At 45.6% G+C, this 17320-nt stretch carries 15 protein-coding genes; 8 read left to right on the top strand and 7 right to left on the bottom strand.

Annotation, left to right across the window (positions count from 1 at the left end; genetic code table 11):
- Positions 1-6 precede the first annotated feature (6 nt).
- The 6 genes from pseC to KP806_RS07835 all read left to right on the top strand — a co-directional run bounded on the left by pseC (position 7) and on the right by KP806_RS07835 (position 6365).
- Positions 7-1209, top strand: coding sequence for a UDP-4-amino-4,6-dideoxy-N-acetyl-beta-L-altrosamine transaminase (gene pseC, locus KP806_RS07860; protein WP_224723013.1), 1203 nt, complete (start codon positions 7-9; stop codon positions 1207-1209).
- 12 nt (positions 1210-1221) lie between these two features.
- Entirely contained in the window at positions 1222-1959 is a 738-nt protein-coding gene (locus KP806_RS07855; protein WP_224723012.1) for a cytidylyltransferase domain-containing protein, read from the top strand.
- Between the two features lie 14 nt (positions 1960-1973).
- Positions 1974-3017, top strand: a complete 1044-nt coding sequence (gene pseG, locus KP806_RS07850; protein ID WP_224723011.1) for a UDP-2,4-diacetamido-2,4,6-trideoxy-beta-L-altropyranose hydrolase — start codon at positions 1974-1976, stop codon at positions 3015-3017.
- Complete coding sequence (pseH, locus tag KP806_RS07845; RefSeq protein WP_224723010.1) at positions 3017-3568, top strand: UDP-4-amino-4,6-dideoxy-N-acetyl-beta-L-altrosamine N-acetyltransferase; 552 nt, start codon at positions 3017-3019, stop codon at positions 3566-3568. The genes pseG and pseH overlap by 1 nt, the downstream gene beginning before the upstream one ends.
- A 28-nt stretch (positions 3569-3596) precedes the next feature.
- Complete coding sequence (gene pseI, locus KP806_RS07840; RefSeq protein WP_224723009.1) at positions 3597-4649, top strand: pseudaminic acid synthase; 1053 nt, start codon at positions 3597-3599, stop codon at positions 4647-4649.
- A 357-nt stretch (positions 4650-5006) separates the two neighbouring features.
- A complete protein-coding gene (locus tag KP806_RS07835; protein ID WP_224723008.1) occupies positions 5007-6365 on the top strand; it encodes a kelch repeat-containing protein in 1359 nt (452 codons plus the stop codon).
- 466 nt (positions 6366-6831) lie between these two features.
- Here KP806_RS07835 and KP806_RS07830 read toward each other — a convergent pair whose 3' ends face one another.
- From KP806_RS07830 to KP806_RS07800, 7 genes are all read right to left on the bottom strand, one after another.
- A complete protein-coding gene (locus KP806_RS07830) occupies positions 6832-7392 on the bottom strand; it encodes a class I SAM-dependent methyltransferase (protein WP_224723007.1) in 561 nt (186 codons plus the stop codon).
- A 12-nt stretch (positions 7393-7404) separates the two neighbouring features.
- The gene (locus KP806_RS07825; protein ID WP_224723006.1) at positions 7405-8130 is read right to left on the bottom strand and encodes a hypothetical protein; all 726 of its coding nucleotides are present in this window, start codon (positions 8128-8130) and stop codon (positions 7405-7407) included.
- A 78-nt stretch (positions 8131-8208) separates the two neighbouring features.
- A complete protein-coding gene (locus KP806_RS07820) occupies positions 8209-9618 on the bottom strand; it encodes a CDP-glycerol glycerophosphotransferase family protein (protein WP_224723005.1) in 1410 nt (469 codons plus the stop codon).
- A 186-nt stretch (positions 9619-9804) separates the two neighbouring features.
- Positions 9805-10890, bottom strand: coding sequence for a YheC/YheD family endospore coat-associated protein (locus KP806_RS07815; protein WP_224723004.1), 1086 nt, complete (start codon positions 10888-10890; stop codon positions 9805-9807).
- A 131-nt stretch (positions 10891-11021) separates the two neighbouring features.
- A complete protein-coding gene (gene neuC / locus KP806_RS07810) occupies positions 11022-12161 on the bottom strand; it encodes a UDP-N-acetylglucosamine 2-epimerase (RefSeq protein WP_224723003.1) in 1140 nt (379 codons plus the stop codon).
- A 10-nt stretch (positions 12162-12171) separates the two neighbouring features.
- Complete coding sequence (gene neuB, locus KP806_RS07805) at positions 12172-13209, bottom strand: N-acetylneuraminate synthase (protein WP_224723002.1); 1038 nt, start codon at positions 13207-13209, stop codon at positions 12172-12174.
- Positions 13210-13211: 2 nt separating this feature from the next.
- Positions 13212-14327, bottom strand: a complete 1116-nt coding sequence (locus KP806_RS07800) for a DegT/DnrJ/EryC1/StrS family aminotransferase (protein ID WP_224723001.1) — start codon at positions 14325-14327, stop codon at positions 13212-13214.
- 371 nt (positions 14328-14698) lie between these two features.
- Here KP806_RS07800 and KP806_RS07795 point away from each other — a divergent pair, with 371 nt between their 5' ends.
- Both KP806_RS07795 and KP806_RS07790 read left to right on the top strand, forming a co-directional pair.
- Positions 14699-15727 carry an SDR family NAD(P)-dependent oxidoreductase gene (locus KP806_RS07795; RefSeq protein ID WP_224723000.1) on the top strand — a complete coding sequence of 343 codons (1029 nt, stop codon included), beginning with the start codon at positions 14699-14701 and terminating at the stop codon, positions 15725-15727.
- A 1-nt stretch (position 15728) separates the two neighbouring features.
- A complete protein-coding gene (locus KP806_RS07790; RefSeq protein ID WP_224722999.1) occupies positions 15729-17267 on the top strand; it encodes a capsular polysaccharide export protein, LipB/KpsS family in 1539 nt (512 codons plus the stop codon).
- Positions 17268-17320: the final 53 nt, after the last annotated feature.

Genomic DNA, 17320 nt, shown 5'->3' with positions numbered 1-17320 from the left:
TTGTTGATGACAGAGAAAGCAATACTCGCTCTTCATGGCGGAGAACCTGTGCGCTCTAAATATCTTAGCTATGGTAAACAGCTGCTGGATGATGCCGATATTGAAGCGGTGATCCAAGTGCTGCGGAGCGATTTTTTGACAACAGGTCCGGTTGTTGAACGATTCGAATCAGCAATTGCTGAATACACAGGTGCAAAATATGCGGTTGCGTTCTCAAATGGTACCGCAGCTCTTCATGCGGCCTGTTTTGCTGCAGGAATCAAGGCAGGGGATGAAGTAATCACAACACCGATGACATTCGCTGCCAGTGCAAATTGTGTTTTATACATGGGTGGAACTCCGGTATTCGCGGATATTGATCCGGTAACCTATAATATAGACCCTAAATCTGTAGAAATGCTGATCACTGAGAAGACAAAAGCGATTATACCGGTTGATTTCACCGGCCAGCCGGCAGATTTGGATGACTTCATTCAAATGGCCCGAGATAAAGGAATCATTGTTATCGAGGACGCTGCACATGCGCTCGGCGCATCATATAATGGGCGCAAGGTCGGTGCCGTTAGCGACATGACGATGTTTAGCTTTCATCCTGTTAAACCAATTACTACAGGCGAAGGCGGAGTCATCGCAACGAACAATTATAAATATTTTGAAAAACTGCAGCAGTTTCGTACTCACGGTATCACACGTAATCCGGCAATGTTAATTGAACGTCATGGTCCATGGTATTACGAAATGCAAGAACTTGGCTACAACTATAGAATGACGGAATTACAAGCCGCTCTGGGATTAAGCCAGATGAATAAGCTGGATAAGTTTATCATTAGACGCCGTCAGATTGCTGACCTTTACAATGATGCATTCCGCAGTATAAAGCAGGTAACATTACCTCATCAAAAGAAAGGCAATGAGTCCGGGTGGCATCTGTATATACTACGTTTGAAATTAGAGCATTTGAGTGCGGTTCGCAGGGAAATATTTGAAGCCTTTCAAGCAGAAAACATTGGAGTCAATGTCCATTACCTCCCGGTTTATTGGCACCCTTATTACAAGAAGCTAGGATACGCAAAAGGTTTATGTCCGGAATCGGAGCATCTTTACGAGACAATCATCACATTGCCATTATTTCCGGCAATGACCGAAGGTGATGTAGAAGACGTTATTTCAGCGGTTCAGAAGGTTATTAGTTATTATTCCAAAGGATAAGGAAGTATAGCGATGCGGATTTCGGCGATTATTCAAGCGCGAATGGGCTCGACCAGGCTTCCAGGTAAAGTGTTAAAAACTGTACTAGGAAAGCCGCTTCTCGAATATCAGCTTGAAAGAGTAGCAAGATCCAAGCTGCTTAATTCGATAGTAGTTGCTACAACATGGAATGAAATCGATACACCGATCGTCGATCTGTGTGAGCGATTGAGTATGGAATGTTATCGTGGACCTGAGGATGATGTGTTGACCAGGTATTATGATTGCGCAGTTTGGTGTAATGCAGACGTGATCGTTAGATTGACCGCTGATTGCCCGATTATTGATCCAGTTGTCATCGATCGTGTGATTGAAAGGTTTTTGGAATGTACCGACTCTTGCGATTATGTATCTAACACACTTATAAACCGTTATCCTCACGGGATGGATACAGAGGTGTTCACAAAAGCAGCGCTGTACAAAGCTCATAATGAAGCAGAGTCGGAGTCGGAGCGGGAACATGTAACTCCTTATTTTTATCAAAATCCGCAGCGATTTAGGCTTACGTCGGTAGATTATAAAGATAAAGCTAATGATTTTCGCTGGACAGTCGATACGTTTGAGGATTTCAGTCTAATCAAACTCCTAATTGAGCACTTATATCCCCATCGTCCGTTATTTACAATGGAAGATTTGATCGATCTGCATAAAGCGAATCCCGAATGGATAGAGATTAACCGGGATGTGCTTCAAAAAAAACTCGGAGAATGAATGGATGACTGCCAATGAATGTGATCATACGCACGGATGCGTCAATCGCAATCGGAACGGGACATGTTTACCGCTGCATGGCGCTTGCCTCGGAGCTGTCCGTTATGGGTGCAAACACGTCTTTTATTTGCCGCGAGTCTCCGGGGCATTTATGCGAATGGATTGAGAGGCATGGATTTCCGGTATACAGGATACATGCGAACGGGGATGATGCTTTAGCCAGCGAAGCGATTTTACAGGGACTAGATAGACCTGCAGATTGTTTAATTGTCGATCATTACACTCTGAATGCAAGCTGGGAAAAGGTACAAAGACCATTTGTAAAAAAAATAGTAGTAATAGACGACCTTGCGAATCGGGCTCATGATTGCGATTTACTGCTCGATCAAAATTTATTCCCGAACCCGGAAGAGAGGTATCAGTCGCTAGTCCCTGAAAAATGCCGGCTGCTGCTTGGGCCTCAATTTGCCTTGCTTCGTCCAGAGTTTCGGGAAGCTCGAAAAAGGTTGGCGCGTAAAAATGCTGGAGTTAAAAGAATATTTGTTTTTTTTGGGGGGGTTGACGCAACAAATGAGACGGCGAAAGCACTAAGCGCGATCAAGCTTCTCAATCTTAAGGGAATTAATATTGATATTGTCGTCGGTAAGAACAATCCTAATAAGGATAAGATCAAGCTGCTATGCAAAAGTATGCAAAAAGTGGCTTTTCACTGTCAGGTAGAGAATATGGCTGATTTAATGGCGAATGCAGACTTGGCCATCGGAGCTGTCGGGAATGTGACTTGGGAGCGATGTTTTATGGAATTACCTTCCATCACGATCACGGTTGCTGAAAATCAAGTGAGGGTTGCTGAAGCGGCACATGCAGCCGGAATTATAGTTAATTTAGGATGGCATGAAACAGTGAACGATGAACGGCTTGCAGAAGCTATACGGCAATCGATTGAGGATGTTAGTTTACTCGAACGAATGCGCGAGTGCTCGATTGAAATAATGGGTGGGAATGCAACGCTAAGAATTGGACTTGCCGCGGAAGCCATAATAGGCGGTGATCGTTGATGCCGGGCCATGGTTCGTATTTGCTGCGACCTATGAAAGAATCGGATTTGGACATTGTTTTAAAATGGCGTAACTCCGATCGTATTCGCGAGAACATGTATACCGATAGACTTATTACGATGGAGGAGCATAGCCTTTGGTACGCGACGATTCAGCATACCCGCGCATCCGATTGCAGCATTTTCGAGATTGATGGACAAAGCATGGGGTTCATAAATTTCACAGGTTTTGATCCTCTGAATCAATCCTGCCATTGGGGCTTTTACGTAGGTGAGCCTCAGGCCCCTCGAGGAAGCGGTTCAATCATGGGATTTCTAGGCTTGGAGCATTGCTTCGAAAATTTGCTGATGAGTAAATGTTTCGGTGAAGCTTTTGTATTTAATACTGCCAGCATTGCCTTTCATCGAAAGCTCGGATTCCGGGAAGAAGGAAGCTTAAGAAAGCAGATTTTGAAGAATGGACGTTATGAGGAAGTAATGACTTTCGTATTGTTAGCCGAAGAATGGTTCCGTATCAAGAACGAACTTCGCAGCAAAATTTTCAAAGTATAGAATGTTGTTGAAGAAGAGGGGGGAATAAATGAGTGAGTTTTTAATTGGAGATAGGAAGATTGGGAAAGGCTCTCCACCATTCGTCATTGCGGAAATGTCGGGTAATCACAACCAGTCGTTGGAAAGAGCGCTCACCATCGTAGAAGAGGCCGCAAAATCAGGAGCTCATGCATTGAAAATTCAAACCTACAAAGCGGATACAATGACGCTTAATTTAAGTCAAGATGAATTTGTGATCGGGGATTCGGGAAGCTTGTGGAAGAACCGTTCCCTCTACGACTTGTATCAACAAGCGTATACGCCGTGGGAGTGGCATAAGCCAATATTTGATCGCTGCAAGGAGCTAGGGATTTTGGGGTTTAGCACTCCATTCGATGAGACGGCGATAGACTTTTTGGAATCCTTGAATGTTCCATGCTACAAGATCGCATCGTTTGAGAATACAGATCTTCCGTTAATCCGCAAAGCAGCCTCTACAGGTAAGCCTTTAATCATTTCGACAGGTATGGCGAGTGTCGCAGAGTTAGATGAGACGGTTCGTGCTGCAAGGGAGGCCGGCTGTAAACAGCTCGTTTTGTTAAAGTGCACGAGCACGTACCCGGCAACCCCGAAAGATACCAACCTGATGACGATTCCTCATATGCGAGATCTGTTTCATTGTGAAGCTGGTTTATCTGATCATACGATGGGATCAGGGGTTGCCGTTGCCGCTGTTGCTCTCGGAGCGACTGTTATCGAGAAGCATTTCACTCTAAACCGTGCAGACGGCGGAGTGGATTCCGCTTTCTCTATGGAGCCAGAGGAAATGAAGAGGCTGGTTGCAGAATCTTTGAGTGCCTGGCAGGCGATGGGGGCAATTTCCTACGGCCCCGTAGGATCGGAGCTAAAATCGATGCAGTTTCGTCGTTCCCTCTATGCGGCCAAAGATATTATGGCTGGCGAATTGCTCAACAATGACAACCTGCGGGCGATCCGTCCCGGATTCGGTCTTCCTCCTAAATACTATCCGATAATAATCGGGAAACGAGTGAACAAAGATGTCAGGAAGGGAACTCCCATTACGTGGGACTTGTTCGGATAGAGTTACTTGAATGAACCTGCCTCGGCTTGAAATTTTATTCATTTAATAATGTCTCAGCCACTTTAATTGACGGTGCTTTCGGAACCGCCAATGACGGTGGCTTTTTTATTTTAGTCTGTATGATTTGGCACCAAGGCAGTTTAGTAAAGCTGTAGCGTCTGGGATGGACAAGTGCCGTTCCATAAGATAACTCGCGGACATATACTATGATGAAACTAATCTACAAATTTTGTAAAATGTGAGATCCCTTTAGAAAGGAATTATTTACGAACTGCATCCAATTGCTTGACACACCTATTATCAGTTGAAGGTGCTCAAATTATTTAAACCTAATATGAAAGAGAGAAGGTGTTTATTATGCGTATTCGGAAACGGAAACGGAAACGTAATCGTATTCGCCGCATTCGCCGCATTCGCCATATTCGCCGCATTCGCCATATTCGCCGCATTCGCAGCATTCGTAATCGTAATCATAATAGTAATAGTAATAGTAATAGTAATAGTATGAGGATAAAATGGAAAAAGTCTACTAGTATTCCGTCAGGTATAGAGGAAACTTTTTTTGGAATGATAGGTAATAAATTAATATATTCGTGTGGATTTAATGGTGGAATTCCCTTTTCTTACGCGACTAACCGTAGTGACAGAAAAGTTAAAAAATACATCAGAGGATTCAAAAATGACGGTTATTACCTAGATTTGAATGAAAAAAATACGTGGAATAGCATTCCTAAATTTCCTGGTACAGGGAGACAAGGGGGAAGAACAGTCTGTATCGACAATACCATGTATTGTTATGGCGGTTACGTCTTTGCGCCAACAAGGATTCATGGTAAATCAACCAATAATAAAAGGAAAAAATCCTTCCGCACGTTACAAGACGGATATGCGCTAAAATATACAGACAATAAATGGACATGGACAAAATTACCCAATTTGCCTATAAGTATGACCGGATTCGGGATGACCAAAATAAACAATTATATTTATATATGTTGTGGTGCACATAGAAAAGCACATTATAGGTGTCCCCATTTAATGGTCAAAGTTAAAAACACCGAAATTGGAAGGATATTATATAGACTGGATATTAACAACTTAAATAAGGGATGGGAAAAATACGATACCTTTCCGGGTACTCTAAGGTTTAATCCCGCCATGACGAGTATTGGGGATAAGATTTATATTATCGGAGGAATATATCCAAACCAACGTTGGATCCCTTCCAAAAAAGACATATCTAATCGGTTTTATAATACTAATGAAAATTGGGAGTATAATACGGTGACCAAAGAATGGTCGTTGATTAAAACTAATATTAGTAATGGACTAAGTAATTGGGGACCGTGTAATGACGAAATCGTTTATAAGGACCGTTATATTATCCTTATTGGAGGATATTCGTATAGATACTTTATAAAAAAGAATAAACTTGTAAAAAATTCAATGTATAATGGCAGGTTTTCGAATAAAATAATTATCTATGATACCGTTACTGATTCATGCTATAACGATAACACTTTATTTGGTAGAAAAAATGTCCCAGGTTATATTATTCGAAATAACAAAATTTATTTGATAGGAGGAGAAGCCGAAAAATACAAATTTGAAAAAGAATACTTTGGAAGGCATTCAGACGTATTCGCTATTGGGGAAATAAATGAGCCTAGTTTCGATTTAATCTCATTATTGTCTCGTTTAACAACAAAGCAATAATATTAACCGATCCTTCAAAGACTTTACATGGAAGGTGGGCATGATTGGCTATCCAGCTATGCGAAACCCTTGTGATAATCGCCCTTTTTCGCAAGAAGTCATGCCCGCTGAGGCTCCATGTCAAGTTGGATCTGAATTCTCAATAGAATTGCTGTCAATCTTCCCGTAGAGTACCTTTTAACGCTTAGTGACTTCTCCTATGCGGGTCTGAGCACCCCAACAGGATCTTTAATTTCTTTGTTAATGAGGGCAAAGTATCAACGAAAAGGACAGGAAATACAAGATGCCTTGCCGGACTTCTTTAGTTATATGTTCACTTGTCGGCCTCTGGAAAGAGGGCCTGAAGCTCATTGTCATAAAAAATGCGGTACATAAATTAATAGATAGCCAACTCCCCCTTGGGGGGGGGGGCTATCTATTGTAAGTGCAGACCGACCTGATAACGATATTTGCTGAATTCTTTCGTCTATTTCGATTCAAACAGGAGCAACGGTCTTTTGCCGAGGTTTCTTAAGTTCGGAGTATAGGTGAGTACTTTAGACTTTTTGGTATTAAGATATTCATTAATACCTTTAGCGCGATGACCGTTATAACCTCCTCGCTCTTCCTCGGGTGCTGGCGGCTCAATAAATATAAGATCCCCAAGCTCGAATATAGCATCAATCGCACCTCTGTAATCTTCAAAATGATGAAGGATACTAAGGCCAAGAACGACATCGTAATGTTTGTTTTTCGCTAATTGCTTTAGATCGTCAACACTGACCAATTTATTAATTAACTGTACGTTGCTATTATCATTTTGTGCAATAATGTTTAATACACCTTTATTCGATTCGATCATGGTTACTTTTGCACCGAAATCTTCTGCAATTCTGAAAGAGAAATACCCGTAATTTGCTCCGATATCCAACACGGAAAATGGTTTTTCTAGTTTTTTTAAATACTTTTTTATATGCTCATATCTAAGTGAACAGTTTCTCTCGCCTTTTTGCTTAAGTTTCCCTTTTACCCAAATATCTTGATACATAAGATTCCCCTTCTACATATAAATTTTACTATAAATACCGATTTTTTTAGCCTTATTTTTCCCGTTTTCATTAAAATATAAATTGAATATTTGAATGGCTTCCTCTTGATTATATTTGTTATTTCGAACATTAATCCATTTGTGAACTTTTTGTATATCAATTACTCTTTGATAGGAAGGTTGGATCTTAACTTCAATATTTTTATAGCCAAGCATGGCTAGAGCCGCAATTCTATGTTGTCCACCTGAAACTACAAACCGATAGTCATCATAATGCTTTAAGAAATATCCGCGAATAAATCCATCACGGTGGCTTTTGGGCTGATATCCATTTTTAGACAACTTTTTATACAGATCAATTGTTTTACTAAATTCCGTTTTTCCATAATGGTCTGGATTAGGCCCAAAATGCTGATAATTAGAATTGCGTGGTTTGTATGCGACATGTAGCCAGGGCAAAGCTGGCCACTGTTCATCGTTTGGGATTGTGATTTTGTTATTTTTTATAAATAATGCTTCAATTAAGGATTTAGGTTGGAATTTTTCATAGTAGATTTTCAAAATTGAATCGTTATAAGTGAGCTGAGGGTTTAGAATGTATTGTTTTATTGTAGCTCCAGAATAATGCCAACCGTTTGCTGTATATGAATAACCGAGCCAGTCTCGGCACTTCTGAAGTTCTACGACGACAATTTGCGACTGATGATCTATAGCTTCAGCTCCAACCGGTATATTCATATTTTCACACTTTCTGGTTTTAATAGTGTTTGGTTATACGTGTTTGGAACTATTCATTTCATCTTTTTCTAATTGTACTTAAAAGAAGAATTTCGAATTTGATTCGATTAGAATTTTTGGCTTCGGAGTTAATGAAAGTACTAGGTTTTTTAACCTCTCTCCCGAGGTAATGGAAGAATCATGATAATGATAGGTAATGAACTGCTTTCTCGCACTCTCAAGTTTCTCTTGTAAATTTATATCGTTTTTCAAATAGTTTACTAACATATCAACTAATTCTAATGGGTTACTCTGAAGAGATTTTCCTAGGTCATCATAGTAATCAGTCGTACAGAAAATTTTTGTATTCCAAATAAATACTGGCTTTCCCGCCAACATAGCCTCTAAAGCAATTGTTGATTGATAGCTTACAACAGCGTCCGTATTATGAATGAGATCATATAAATGCATTGCTTGATCTATACAAATAATAGAAGGAAACTCCTTTTTTAAAAGATTGGCATACTTATTAACACCTTTATATTTTACAATAATATTAACATGTTGTTTTTCTAAAAGATTTTTAATGATAATTTTAGGGATGGCAATGTGATGGCCTCGAATTATAAATAATATAGTTTTTAATTTAGGGTTTAAAACTAATTTTTTATTAAACATATTCCTAGTTATTGGATTTCTTAAAATGATGTCATCAAATCTAGGATGACCAATTATTTCAATGCTGGATTTCGACACTCCCTTTCTTTCATACCAATCAGATTCATACTTTCCATATACAGCCATGGTTGGAGAGATTTTTGGTAAGTACCCCAATTCAGAAGCTATTACACCGTGCTGCATGCAAATACTTGGAATTCCTTTTTTTAATGCAGCTAGCGCTAATGCTCTAGTTGCTAAAGTATTTGTTGATCCCAATATAATGCAATAGATAGGAACTTTTTTTAATAATTTATTTGCAGCTACAATACTGCCTAAAATTAAAGGAATACGTATTATAAATCGTTTTTGGAATTTCCTATTACCGAAAATTGGATGTTTTCTATGAGATCGGAATAATAAAATTGCTTTTTGTTTATAAACTTTAATCAGTCTATTGATGTTTCCAGTATATTTATTTAGTTTTGATTCATTTAAAAATAATGTTTTCTTTGGACGAAAGTAATTTTTGCGAAATCGATCTGGGAATCTTAGTGGATCATCATACATGACTACATATCCATTTATATGATTAAATTTCAAATCGTTCTTTAATGCATTGATATAAGAATCAAATTTTTTTTGAACTGAAGTTTCATCCTTGATGTTATTTTTAAGTATGTTTATAGAAGATGGACTATTTAAAAATTTTTTGACGTGTTCGTTTCCAGCAATTAGTCTTTCAAAAGGGAATACAAATGGTAACAAGAATCCGGCATAATTCAACCTTTTAAAACCATCTATAAAGTCGAAATATAGAGACCAATAATTACGATCATAAGTATTAATCATTATTCACTCCATTCACTGTTCGGATTGAAAATCAAGGGATCGTACTGCTTAATCATGCTTTAGCTATGTTTAACGTGTTATAAGATATGAAGGGGATCCCCCTGAGGTATAGTCAGAGGTCATTGATTAAGGAATGTTCCGCGATTATCTCTTACTTCAATATTCACCTTAAGAAAGCCCCGGCACCTAAACCCCGGAGCTGTTCCTGAGCAAATATTTCGCATAACCGATCGGATTGTCGTAGGTGGACGCCCAGACATCGGCCATGCCGGCTTCGCGGAAGGTGTAGCGCTGGTCGCGGCCGTTGCATTCGATGAACATCGGATATCCCGATGACGTAATGGCGATGTCGAGTCCCAGGTCGGCCATATTCGGAAGCACTTTGGAGAGCTGAAGAGCGATTCGCATGGACAGGTCATAGATGCGTTTTTCGATGACTCCCAGGCTTAAATTGGGATATTGTTCGTGCAGGATCGTCTGCAGCCGGTAAGTGCTGCCGCCTTGCGCCATATTCGTCACAAAAGTATGCTTAGGAGCAACCTTTGCCACTATGCCGGTCATATCCCAGAGGCCGTCCGTCGTACGCTGCACGGAAACGCGCAGATCAAAGGGACTGCCTTTGTAGGTGGCGAGAGGGATGAACTGCTGGACGATGAAGGACTTGGACCGAATCCGTTTCAAAATCATAGCTGGCAGGTTATTCCCTCTCCATTCGATCGTACGCCACTTCTGCTTAGCTGTCCCGGACGATACGGGATAAGTCAGCTTCCAGCCCAATCTCGTCCGGTCCATGCGCATGATGCCGAGCCCGATGCTGCCGCTGTTCGGCTTGATGATCAGGGAGTCGTACTGGTTCATCATGCTTTGAATGGCAGAAGGAACTGCTCGGTCGGTCATCGGCAGATGGGGGCGAAGGCTCTCGTCTTCCCAAAGCAGATGATGGATGAGCAGCTTGCCGTAACGGTTGCGGCGGTTGAACAGCAGCCGGCCGTCGCTGAGGCACGCGGACAGCCTGCGGTACTGGCTATTGCTCGGAAAGAGCGCCCGATTGTGGATGACCCGCGGCGCGGGCACGTTTTTCTGAACAAAACGTTTATCTTGTTTAACGTATGCCTTCACAGTCGTTTGTCCGGGCCGAAGATCGCTCAGCCGGAAGAAGCAGGGAGTAACGCCGTGCTTGATGCCCGCCTTCACATATAGCTCGACGTTTTCATAGTCCGGCTTTCCGGAGGAGATTTTGCGGTGCAGTTTATCGTCGATGAGAATGCCCACATAGGGAGGTTGCAGGTGAAGTCCCTCCTTAATCCGATATAAACGCCTGCGCATGGCAAGCGTTATATAAGATATGAAGAAGGAACGGCCGGTGTATGGACGACAATCACGGATGACGACAGGTTCCGCGATTATCTCTTGTTCAGAAGCTGCGGATGACGGGACAGCCGCTTCAGCACGTTCACGATTTCCTTCTCCGGGCATTCGCACAGATCGTACGGATTAGCCGTAATTGACTTTCGGCTTGCTGCTAGAGAGACCGATACCGCCTCTTGAATGTCTGCCTCATTATAATCTACGTGAATGACATTGGCCGCATGGGTACGGTTTCTTTGTCTTGCGCCGACGTTGACGAAAGGCAGCTGGAAAAAAGGAGCTTCGATGATGCCGCTGCTGCTGTTCCCGACAAGCAGATCGGCCTTGGACAGGAGGAATAAATAATCGCTCGAAGGAACTGAAGCGTAATAACGGCGGAGCGGGCTTTCCTGAACGAAGTCTTGCAGCCGCTCCTTAAAAACTTCTCCGCCTGCATCGCTGTTCGGGCCGATGACAAGGAATTGCGTTTTCGCAAAGCTGCGAAGCGCGTTCAGCACGGAATCAATTTGCGTTTCGAAGGGAGTACGCTCCTTGGAATCGGGATGCATGGCCAGGAGAATTTTAGGATGGGAAGATTCCAGTCCGTAAAAAGTGATCAGCCGGTCGCGTTCCGTCTGAGGGAGGCTGTAGATCCTCTGCACCTCCGTCTTTCGGAGCGATCCGACCGGAGCGATCCGCCATGCCTCTTCGCCGCGTTTCACGAGAAACTGCATCGCATCCGCATTCGATACAAGATGAAGATGAGCAAAGGTCGAAATCGCATGACGGACCATATCGTCAGCCGAGCCGCTGCATTCGCCGCCGTGCAGGTGGACAATTCCAACGTTCTGGTAATGTGCTGCGATAGCCGCGGCCAGCATCTCCCCCCGGTCGCCCAGCAGCAGCACGAAGTCGGGCTTATGATAACGGATGGCATCGGAAAAATAAAGAAGTCCGAGCCCGACCGATTGGGACATCGCATAGGTGGAATCGCCTTTGGTCAAAATGGACGGGGCCGCCGCCACGGTAAGGCCGTCCTTCTCGATTTGGTTCAGTGTGTGCCCATATTCGTCAAGCACATGCATGCCGGTCGCCACCAGCTTCAACCGGATATCCGGATCGCGCTCCAGCTCAAGCAGAAGAGGACGGTATATGCCGTAATCCGCCCTCGTACCGGTAAAACATAAAATGTTCATCACGGCCTCCTTACTTCACCCCTTGCCAAGAGAGGGCTTCGCCCTTCTTGAAGGATTGCGTCGTTTTCCTGCCGAGCAGCTGCTTATACTGTGCCGCATCGATCTCGCCGAGCGGCCGCAGCAGCTGCAGGTCCGACTCCTCAATGACGTGTCCGGCAGGCAATTCCTTCCCCGCGTATATACCGCGCCGAACCAGATTCCGTGTTTTTGCTTCCGCCTCATGAATCCGTTTCTGGGAAACGCCGAGCGCCTGCTCCACATGCCTGATCGCTTCAATCATTTGTTTAAACGGGCCTGGCTCCATTGACGCCTGGTGATCAGGCCCCGGCATTCCCCGGTCCAGCGTAAAATGCTTCTCTAAAATGCTATAGCCGAGAGCGGCAGCGGCAATCGGCACCTCCATGCCGACGGTATGGTCGGAGTAGCCTATAATACCGCCGAAGGCGGACTTCAGGGTGTCAATGACACGCAGGTTAATGCTGTCATATGGAGCTGGATAGGCGGAGGTGCAGTGCAGCAGCGCCGCTTGCGGAGCCTCCTTCAGTGCGGAATAGGCGGCTTCGATGTCGCCGAGTGTCGACATGCCGCTGGAGAAGATGACCGGCTTGCGGAACGAAGCGACGGCCTCCAGCAGCTGCAAATTGGAAATGTCGCCGCTGCCGATTTTGAACGCTTCGATGCCCATACGGTTTAGCGTATGGGCGCTCGACACGTCGAACGGGGTGGCGAGAAATGTAACTCCGAGCGTGTCGCAATAGTTCTTCAGCTCAAGGAAAGAAGCTTCGTCCAGCTCCAGGCGGCGCAGCATCTCCAGCTGGTTCGAATCGGAGGCTGACGTTTTCTGGTAATCGACCAGCGCGGCCTGAGCGGATACGAGCTCTTCGCTGCGGAACATTTGGAATTTGACGGCGTCAGCTCCGGAGTCTCGGGCGGCTTCGGTCATTTTCTTGGCTAACTCGAGCGATCCGTTATGGTTGACGCCGATTTCCGCAATGACGTACATCGGATGAGCCGGCGAAACGGTATGCTTTCCGATTCTCATCTCCATCCTTATTTCTCTCCCTTTAACGCTTCGCCAAGACTCTTTATGACATGCGCCTGTTCTTTCAAGGTGATAGTGGAATAGAACGGAATAGCGATTGTCCGCTCGGATGTGTTTTCGCTGACCGGAAAATCTCCCGGCTGGTAGCCGTACAGGCTCCGGTATACCGGGAACAAGTGGATGGACGGAAAATAAGGCTTGCTTTGGACGCCCTCCTGGGCAAGACTCTCAATCACGCTCATTCGATCTACGCCTTCCGGCAGCTTCACGATAAAAACGAACCAGCTCATCGTCGAGCCCGGCAGCGGCTTTAAGGTTTTCACCGGCAGTCCGGCTTTGGCGATCAGCCGCTCGTATCTCGCGGCAGCTCTTGCGCGCTTGCCGAGTATCGTATGCAGCCTCTCCATTTGCCCTAGCCCTACGGCTGCCTGAAGATCGGACATCCGGTAGTTATAGCCGATGCGGTCATGCGTCAGCCAGTCGCTTCCGGGATCGCGTCCCTGATTGCGCAAGCTGCAGGCCAGGTTATAGTACCTCTCGTTATTCGTCAACAATACGCCGCCTTCACCGGTCGTAATTTGCTTGTTCGGATAAAAAGCGAATATCCCCATTTCACCGATCGTTCCGACCGGCTTGCCCTTCCAGGTAGCGCCTATCGCTTCGCAAGCGTCCTCGATAATAAAAAGTTTGTGCCGCTCCGCAATGGCATTGATTTTATCCATATCGCACGGCTGGCCGAAAACATGGACGACCAGGATCGCTTTTGTGTTCGGCGTAATGGCGGGCTCGATCAGCGCCGTGTCGATGTTGAACGTATCCGGATCGATATCGACGAATACGGGCTTGACGCCTTCGAACAGCAGGCAGTTGCCGGAGGCGACAAAGCTGTAGGGCGTCGTGATCACTTCGTCACCGGCCTGAAGCCCGAGCGCTTTGACCGCGGCATGAAGCGCGCTTGTTCCGCTGTTCATGGCAGCGGTGTAGGAGACGCCAAACGTATCGCAGAAGCATTGTTCGAACCGGCGAAGCTTATCCCCGAAGCTGAGCTGCCCCGAGCTTAATACCTGCATCACGTATTTTTTCTCCAATGCGGTTATATCCGGTTTGGATAAAGGAACCAACATGTGCAATCGATCCTTTCACGACCAGTTTTAATAAAGAAAAGTCTACTATTAATGTATTATTCGCGGCCGCCGTTGCTCCTGAAAGTTTGCCTATCTTCTCTACCAATCCGGAAATATAAATGAATCGCCTATAACCGCGTCTTCTCTCAAAACATAACATAGAGTATTAGACAACCACTCCGCGGCTGTCTCTACAAGTTGCATGCAAAGCGCAGAGCCGCGCCCTTCCAAAAATATAAGAAAGTATAAATTTCACTTTATACTGGACTTATATTTCATCGCGATGGCGAGCTTTTGCCGCCAAAGGACGGCGTCAGCCGTTTACACTTGCCGTGTCGGACTGCAGTCATACATCAAGAGGAGGGAACAGATTGACCCTGGCAAACCAACAGATTTCCGATTTTTTCAAAAATAAAAAGATTCTGGTCACGGGCGGAACCGGCTCCATCGGCGAAAGAATCGTTTCGACGCTGCTTGCTTATGAACCGGAAACGATCGTCGTGTTTAACCGTGATGATACGAAGCAATATCTTATGAAACAAAAATATGCGAACGAAAAACGCCTGCGTTTTATCCTGGGAGACGTACGCGATTACCCGTCCGTGGATTTTGCCGTGCGGGGCATGGATTATGTGTTTCATGCAGCGGCTCTGAAGCAGGTTCCGGTCTGCGAGGAGAACCCGTTCGAAGCGATGAAAACCAATAATTTCGGCAGCGAAAATGTCATCCGGGCAAGCATTCTGAACAAGGTAAAAAAGGTGATTAATATCAGCACCGACAAGGCCGTCAATCCGAGCAATACGATGGGAGCCACCAAGCTGATCACCGAGAAGCTGTTCAAGCAGGCGAATTATATGGCTGGCAACACGGAAACGAAATTTTGCTCGGTCCGTTTCGGCAACGTGATCGGCTCAAGAGGCTCGGTGTTTCCCGTGCTTATGAATCAAGCCTTGACCGGGAAGCCGCTGACGATTACGGATCCCGATATGACCCGTTTCTTCATGTCTATTCAGGAAGCGGCAAACCTGACCATCAAGGCGGCCTGCTACAGCGAAGGCGGAGAAACGTTCATTCTGAAGATGGAGTCGCTTAGGCTCGCGGATTTGAGCGAAGCGGTCCGTGAGTACAGCCTGAATAACGGATTGCCTGCTCCTGCCGTACAGGTCATCGGAATCAGGCCTGGGGAGAAGCTTCACGAAGAACTGCTCAGCGAGGATGAATTGCCGAATTTAGTCGAGGACGATGAATTGTATGTCGTTCTCCCGGCTTCGAGAAGGGGGAACGCTTATCTGCACTTTCAACCGTCTGTTATCACTTTTTACCGCTCGGATAAAGCTCCCATGGTCACAACTCAGCAGCTGTCGGCGATTTTGTCCAGGTACAGGGAGGATAAAAACTGATATGCATAATAAAACATGGATGATTTGGAGGCACAGCATCAGCTTTCTGGAAGCCTTCAAATCGCTTCGTTACGACGATGTGCCGCTTGGCATCGTGATGCTCCGGGATTTTCAGAAATACGTGCTTCATCATTCCGGAGCGTTCGGCGGCGCGAAGCGTTCAGGCCGGATCCGCAATATACAGGCCGCCTGCAAGCCTTACCTGGTACCATCGAAGCCTAACCTTCGCAAATCCGGCTATACGGTCGTCCGCGCCGAATTATTCGGGATGACGAAGGGGGTGACGGGAGAGAAAATTTTGTACGTCGCTCATTATTCGGGGGAATACCGGACCATGCTGAAGCGCAAGGAATGCCGGCCGCTCGTTTATCTGCACGGGCTTCCGCCGGCGAAGCTTCCTCCCGCCATGGCTCAAAAAACGATGAGCCAGCTGCGCGCGGCGCTGTCCTCCGCGCCTGCCGTGTTCCGCCGTCCGGCGTTCCGTTCGTGGCTTACGGCGCGGGTTAAAAAAGCGATGCTGCATATCCGGCGCGTGCATACGCTGTTCAATCGTTATCCGATCCGCCGGACCATTTACGGATCGACTATTAACCACCATGGGGCATTGATGACTTCCTTCGCGCAATCCCGCAATGTGCATACGGTTATGGTTCAGCATGGGCTGATGGCACCGATTGCCCATTTCCCGGTCAACGCAGACCTTAACTTCGTCTGGGGGAAATCGCATGCCAATTTTCTTCAGTCTTATGGTGCGCCGGCGGGTAAAATCGTTGTCAGCGGTCCTTGCTTTTACCGCAATCTGCCGACCGGAAGATCCGCTTCCAGTGTGATGGCGAATGCACCAATCAAGCTGCTCGTCGCCCTTCAGCCGCTTGGACTGAGCCATAACAGAGGCATTATCCGATCGATCGAGCAGGCCGTGAAGCCGTTCGGAGGCAAAATTTCCGTTACGTACAAAGCTCATCCCGACCAGGGCGGCTGCGGATCCTACCGCAAATGGCTGCGGTGCAAAAAATCGAAAATTTTGCGGCACGGCATTGTCCCGCTCAACAAGCTTATCGAACAGGCTGACGCCGTCATCACTCCTTATTCCTCTGTATCCTATGAAGCCCTTATAAACGGGAAACCGGTCATCTACTATGGAACTCCCAAGTTCATCTATTACATCCGAAATACTCCCGTAAGCTTCCGTTCAGCGGCAGGACTAAAAAAAATATTAGCCAAAGCGGTTGCAAACCGGGGATATTTTCCCGCACTTCACGCAAGACTGGGCGTCATCGACAAAGTAAAGCCGAGCATGGACGGCTACCGGTTCATCTGGACCAGGCTGCGCCGTCTCGCCGTGACTACGACCGCCAATGAAATGTATGATTTTGAGCCGGAATTAAAGCGAGAGCCTGCCGTTGAAACGATTGATTATCATCCTGGGCTCCAATCCGGACCCGAAACCGAATCAGAACTAAGACTTGACGCAGCACCCGATTATGAAACACAACCCGGATATCCGAACGCGAATTCGACTCCGGAAACTCCAGCCTGAGCCTGCGCTCGGCAAACTAAATAAGCAGCCGATTCCCGAAAGGGAACGGCTGC

Origin of the sequence: Paenibacillus vietnamensis (assembly GCF_020169515.1) — a bacterium.
GTDB lineage: Bacteria > Bacillota > Bacilli > Paenibacillales > Paenibacillaceae > Pristimantibacillus > Pristimantibacillus vietnamensis.
The sequence above is the reverse complement of the archived record's forward strand: the minus strand, read 5'-3'. Positions and strand labels throughout refer to the sequence as shown.

What these genes read in the sequence shown, in the direction of transcription:
- neuC (WP_224723003.1), bottom strand. Translation starts at nt 12,161, where the DNA reads ATGAACATTTTATGTTTTACCGGTACGAGGGCGGATTACGGCATATAC.
- KP806_RS07825 (WP_224723006.1), bottom strand. Translation starts at nt 8,130, where the DNA reads ATGAATATACCGGTTGGAGCTGAAGCTATAGATCATCAGTCGCAAATT.
- KP806_RS07830 (WP_224723007.1), bottom strand. Translation starts at nt 7,392, where the DNA reads ATGTATCAAGATATTTGGGTAAAAGGGAAACTTAAGCAAAAAGGCGAG.
- KP806_RS07790 (WP_224722999.1), top strand. Translation starts at nt 15,729, where the DNA reads ATGCATAATAAAACATGGATGATTTGGAGGCACAGCATCAGCTTTCTG.
- KP806_RS07820 (WP_224723005.1), bottom strand. Translation starts at nt 9,618, where the DNA reads ATGATTAATACTTATGATCGTAATTATTGGTCTCTATATTTCGACTTT.
- KP806_RS07800 (WP_224723001.1), bottom strand. Translation starts at nt 14,327, where the DNA reads ATGTTGGTTCCTTTATCCAAACCGGATATAACCGCATTGGAGAAAAAA.
- pseC (WP_224723013.1), top strand. Translation starts at nt 7, where the DNA reads ATGACAGAGAAAGCAATACTCGCTCTTCATGGCGGAGAACCTGTGCGC.
- pseI (WP_224723009.1), top strand. Translation starts at nt 3,597, where the DNA reads ATGAGTGAGTTTTTAATTGGAGATAGGAAGATTGGGAAAGGCTCTCCA.
- KP806_RS07835 (WP_224723008.1), top strand. Translation starts at nt 5,007, where the DNA reads ATGCGTATTCGGAAACGGAAACGGAAACGTAATCGTATTCGCCGCATT.
- pseG (WP_224723011.1), top strand. Translation starts at nt 1,974, where the DNA reads ATGAATGTGATCATACGCACGGATGCGTCAATCGCAATCGGAACGGGA.
- KP806_RS07855 (WP_224723012.1), top strand. Translation starts at nt 1,222, where the DNA reads ATGCGGATTTCGGCGATTATTCAAGCGCGAATGGGCTCGACCAGGCTT.
- neuB (WP_224723002.1), bottom strand. Translation starts at nt 13,209, where the DNA reads ATGGAGATGAGAATCGGAAAGCATACCGTTTCGCCGGCTCATCCGATG.
- pseH (WP_224723010.1), top strand. Translation starts at nt 3,017, where the DNA reads ATGCCGGGCCATGGTTCGTATTTGCTGCGACCTATGAAAGAATCGGAT.